This window comes from Ruegeria sp. CDSB022 (assembly GCF_059611145.1).
In genome coordinates, this window is the sequence record NZ_JBXWOZ010000033.1 from 1 (window position 1) to 4493 (window position 4493).

The following is a 4493-nucleotide window of genomic DNA, read 5'->3' on the forward strand; positions in this document are numbered from 1 at the left end:
GATCAGCCCCTGGCCATTGCGGGGGCTGATCTGGTTGTCGTCTGTTTACTCTGCGGCTTCTTCGTAAGCGTCCATTGGTGGGCATGTGCAGATGAGGTTTCGGTCACCGTATGCGTTGTCGACGCGGTTTACGGGGGACCAGTATTTGTCGACGCCCATGGAGCCCGGGGGGAAGCAGGCCTGTTCGCGGGTGTATGGGCGGTCCCAGTCGCCGACCAGATCGCGCACCGTATGGGGGGCGTTTTTCAGCGGGTTGTTCTCCGCATCGATCTTGCCGTCGATGATGTCCTGCGCCTCGGCCCGGATGGACAGCATGGCGTCGCAGAAGCGATCCAGCTCGTCCTTGGGTTCCGACTCGGTGGGCTCGACCATCAGGGTTCCGGCCACCGGCCAGGACATGGTCGGCGCGTGGAAGCCGGAATCGACCAGACGTTTGGCCACATCGTCGACGCTGACATGGGCCGCCTCATCCAGGGGACGGGTGTCAAGGATACATTCATGCGCCACTCGGCCTGTTTCCGAGGTGTACAGGATCGGATAGGCGTCCTGCAGCCGGGCCGCGATATAGTTGGCGTTCAGGATCGCCACTTTCGTGGCCTGGGTCAGACCCGCACCGCCCATCAGCAGCACATAGGCCCAGCTGACCGGCAGGATCGACGGAGACCCAAACGGTGCCGCCGAGACCGGACCGACGGCGGTGCCGTATTCCGGGTGGCCGGGCAGGTGTTCCTCCAGATGCGCCTTGACGCCGATCGGACCCATACCGGGGCCGCCACCGCCATGCGGGATGCAGAAGGTCTTGTGCAGGTTCAGGTGGCTGACATCGCCGCCGATATCACCGGGGCGCGACAGGCCGACCATGGCGTTCATGTTGGCGCCGTCGATATAGACCTGACCGCCGTGATCATGGGTGATCTGGCAGACCTCCTGGACGGTGGTCTCGAACACGCCATGGGTCGACGGGTAGGTAATCATGCAGGCGGCCAGATGGTCGGAATGCTTTTCCGCCTTGGCGCGGAAATCGGCGACATCAATGTTGCCCTTCTCATCCGCTTGCACCGGCACCACCTGATAGCCCACCATCTGGGCCGAGGCCGGGTTGGTGCCATGGGCCGAAGTGGGGATCAGGCAGACATTGCGATGCGCCTCACCCCGCGCGGCGTGATAGTTGCGGATGGTCAGCAGGCCTGCGTACTCGCCCTGCGCGCCCGAGTTGGGCTGCTGCGAGATCGCGTCATAGCCGGTGATCTGGCACAGCTTGTCGTTCAGATCGGCAATCATCTCGTGATAGCCCTGTGCCTGATCTTCGGGGCAGAACGGGTGCAGATTGCCGAACTCGGGCCAGGTGACCGGGATCATCTCGATCGTGGCGTTCAGCTTCATGGTGCACGACCCCAGCGGGATCATCGCCCGGTCCAACGCCAGGTCGCGGTCGGCCAGACGGCGCATATAGCGCGTGATCTCGGCCTCGGCCCGGTTCTTGTGGAAGATCTCGTGGGTCAGATATTCGCTTTCACGCAGCGCGTAATCCGGCAGGCGGTATTGCTTGTTCGAGCTGTCATCCGCCCGATCGATGCCGAAGGCACCCCAGACGGCCTCGATGGTCTCGGGCCGGGTCTGTTCGTCCAGGCTGATGCCGACCTTGCTGTCGCCGACCTTGCGCAGGTTGACGCCGCGGGCCACGGCGGCCTCCATCACGACATTCTGCAGATGGCCGACCTCGACCGTGATGGTGTCAAAGAACACTTCCGGTTCCACGGCAAAGCCCGCCTCTTCCAGACCGGCGGCCAGGCGCGAGGTCTTGCGGTGCACCGATTGCGCAATGGCCTTGATGCCATCAGGGCCGTGATAAACCGCATACATCGACGCAATGACGGCCAGCAGCGCCTGCGCGGTGCAGACATTCGAGTTGGCCTTCTCGCGGCGGATATGCTGTTCGCGGGTCTGCAGCGCCAGGCGATAGGCCTTGTTGCCCCGGCTGTCGATGCTGACGCCGATGATCCGGCCGGGCATCGACCGCTTCAGCTTGTCGGTGGTCGCCATATAGGCCGCGTGCGGGCCGCCATAGCCCATCGGCACGCCAAAGCGCTGGGTCGAACCGATGGCGATATCCGCGCCCATCTCGCCGGGGGATTTCAGCAGTGCCAGCGACAGGATGTCGGCGGCGACAATGGCGATGGCTTTATGTTCATGCAGCGCCGCGATCTCGGCGGTGAAGTCGCGCACATGTCCATGCGTGCCGGGATACTGGAAGATCGCGCCAAACACCGCGCCCGCGTCCATCGCATCCGGATCAGCCACCTGTACGTCGATGCCCAGAGGCTCGGCGCGGGTTTTGATCACCGCAATGGTCTGCGGGTGGCAGTTTTTATCGACGAAGAAAGCCGCGTTATTGGCCTTGGACCGGCCACCGCGCTTGGCCATCGCCATCGCCTCGGCAGCAGCGGTTGCTTCGTCCAGCAGGGATGCGTTGGCCACGTCCAGCCCGGTCAGATCGCTGACCATGGTCTGGAAGTTCAGCAGCGCCTCAAGCCGGCCCTGGCTGATCTCGGGCTGATAAGGCGTGTACGCCGTGTACCAGGCCGGGTTTTCCAGGATATTGCGCAGGATCGGCGCAGGCGTGGTGGTGCCGTAATAGCCCTGACCAATCAGCGAGGTCAGAACCTTGTTCTTGCTCGCCACCTCTTTCATGTGGAACAGCGCATCGCGCTCGGTCATCGCCGGACCCCAGTCCAGCGCTTCCTTCTGCCGGATCGCAGGGGGGACGGTGGCGTCAATCAGCTGATCCAGCGTCGTGAAGCCGATCACCTTGAGCATGTCGCGCATCTCGGTCGGGCTGGGCCCGATATGGCGACGGTTGGCAAAGTCATAGGCTTCGTAATCGGTGAGTTTGAAGGCCATGTGTAGCGCTCCTCAAGGAATGTCTCGCCCAGCCGCTCTGGCAGATGCCTCCGGCGGGAGTATTTGGAAAAAGATGAAGCCCGGGGCCCGGTTTCAGGGCCCCGGAATTGAAGTTACCCGATGAAGGCCTTGTAGCCGGCCTCATCCATCAGATCTTCCAGCTGCGACGCATCCGTGATCTTGATCTTGTAGATCCAGGCCTCGCCATCGGGGTCGTCGTTCAGCGCGCCCGGATTGTCGGCCAGCGCCTCGTTGACCTCGACGATCTCGCCATCAACCGGCGCATAAAGCTCGGACGCCGCCTTGACGGATTCGATCACGCCAATCTCGCCGCCCTTCTCGAACTCGTCGCCTGCTTCCTGCTGTTCCACGAACACCACGTCGCCCAGCTGTTCAGCCGCGTGTTTGGTGATGCCCAGCGTCGCGGTGTCACCCTCGACGGTCAGCCATTCGTGCTCTTCGGAATAATAGGTTGCCATGTTGTCTCTCTCCTGACTTCAACGCTTGTAATTCTGGGTGACAAAGGGGGTGGCCACAATCTGTGCCGGTTGCGGCTTGCCCCGGATGATCAGGTTCACCACCGTGCCCGGCTCGGCATGATCCGCCGCCACATAGCCCATCGCCACAGGTCCACCGACCGTCGGGCCAAACCCGCCCGAGGTGATCTGACCGATTGTATTGCCCTGCGCACACTGGATGTCCACGCCCTGACGCGCCGGTGCCCGGCCTTCCGGCTTGATGCCCACCAGCTTGCGCGCGGGACCCTCGGCCAGTTCTTTTTGAATGCGATCGGCCCCCGGGAACCCACCCTCTTCCTTGCGGCGCTTCTGGATCGCCCAACCCAGGCTGGCCTCGATCGGCGAGGTGCCCTGGTCGATGTCATTGCCATACAGGCACAGCCCCGCCTCCAGCCGCAGGCTGTCGCGCGCGCCCAGGCCCGCCGCCTCGCAATCCTCATGCGCCAGGAAGGCCTTGGTGATTTCAATCGCGCGGTCCTCGGGGATCGAGATCTCGTACCCGTCCTCGCCGGTATAGCCCAGACGCGAGATCCGGCATTCGGCCCCCAGGATGTCGGCAACAACAGTTTCCATGAACTTCAGATCCCGCGCCGCAGGGCAAAGCGCACCCACCACATCCTCGGCCTTCGGTCCCTGCACCGCAACAAGCGCGCGGTCAAAGATCTCGATCACCTCAACCCCGTCCAGATTGTCGCGCATATGCGGAATATCCTGATGACGCAGCGCCGCGTTCACCACCACAAAGAAGTGATCCCCCGCATTCGACACGATCAGATCATCCATGATCCCGCCATCCGAATTGGTGAAAAATCCATACCGCGCCTTGCCAGGCTTCAATGTCGCATAGGCCTGCGGGCACAGAGCCTCAAGCTTGGCACCAACATCCTCACCCCGCAGGATCACCTGACCCATATGAGACACATCAAACACCGCCGCCTTCTCACGACACTGCGCATGCTCACCCATAATCCCCAAGGGATACTGAACAGGCATCTCCCAGCCCGCAAAATCAACCAACTTCCCACCCAACTCAACATGCAAACCATGCAAAGGCGTGCGCTTAATATCCGTCAT

Annotated in this window: 3 protein-coding genes; all 3 read right to left on the reverse strand. The window is 62.5% G+C overall.

The genetic code is table 11. From position 1 onward, the window contains the following. Positions 1 to 45 precede the first annotated feature (45 nt). Complete coding sequence (gcvP, locus tag AC2FIZ_RS20575; RefSeq protein ID WP_281996152.1) at positions 46 to 2901, reverse strand: aminomethyl-transferring glycine dehydrogenase; 2856 nt, start codon at positions 2899 to 2901, stop codon at positions 46 to 48. Positions 2902 to 3014: 113 nt separating this feature from the next. Continuing rightward, positions 3015 to 3380 carry a glycine cleavage system protein GcvH gene (gene gcvH, locus AC2FIZ_RS20580; protein ID WP_281996153.1) on the reverse strand — a complete coding sequence of 122 codons (366 nt, stop codon included), beginning with the start codon at positions 3378 to 3380 and terminating at the stop codon, positions 3015 to 3017. Between the two features lie 18 nt (positions 3381 to 3398). After that, the coding region (gene gcvT, locus AC2FIZ_RS20585) for a glycine cleavage system aminomethyltransferase GcvT (RefSeq protein ID WP_271952840.1) at positions 3399 to 4493 on the reverse strand (1095 nt) is incomplete at its 5' end.

Excerpts from the sequence above, each read along its gene's own strand:
- gcvH (WP_281996153.1), bottom strand. The coding sequence starts at position 3,380 with ATGGCAACCTATTATTCCGAAGAGCACGAATGGCTGACCGTCGAGGGT.
- gcvP (WP_281996152.1), bottom strand. The coding sequence starts at position 2,901 with ATGGCCTTCAAACTCACCGATTACGAAGCCTATGACTTTGCCAACCGT.